Origin of the sequence: Psychrobacter sp. PP-21 (genome assembly GCF_033790785.1) — a bacterium.
In the GTDB taxonomy this organism is placed as follows: domain Bacteria; phylum Pseudomonadota; class Gammaproteobacteria; order Pseudomonadales; family Moraxellaceae; genus Psychrobacter.
Genome location: NZ_JAMYEB010000090.1, coordinates 1 through 446, shown reverse-complemented (window position 1 = coordinate 446; position 446 = coordinate 1). Strand labels below are relative to the sequence as shown.

At 48.2% G+C, this 446-nt stretch carries 1 pseudogene; it reads left to right on the top strand.

Annotated features, from left to right (window positions below):
• Nucleotides 1-446, top strand: a pseudogene (locus NJD71_RS13695) (transposase); the annotation flags it as partial.

The window sequence follows — 446 nt, the reverse complement described above, 5'->3', positions numbered from 1 at the left end:
TTAAAGCCGAGGCCGTCAAGAAGATATCAGACAATAATGGCAATATCTCAGCCACTGCAAAGCAGCTTGGCATTGCCATGCAAACGCTATCAAATTGGCATAACAAAGCCAATCAAGGCAAGCTTGTCGGCACAAAGCAATACGATCCTGATCTTATGAGTGCTCTTCAAGAAATAAAGCAGCTCAAGCGGCAGCTCAAAGTGGCTGAAGAGGAACGCGAAATACTAAATGAGGAGGGATAAAGCGAAGCACTGCTTCGCCCCGACGCAAGGGGAGAGCTATGCTCGAGTTGGCGACGGCGTACTTCGCGAGAAACAGCTAGTCAGGTACGCCTTTATCAAAGACAACCAGTTCCTCTTTCGCATCACCACTATGTGCCGTGTGTTAAGGGTTAAGCCATCAAGCTATTACGACTGGCTAAGTCGTGATCTCAGCGACCAACAGAT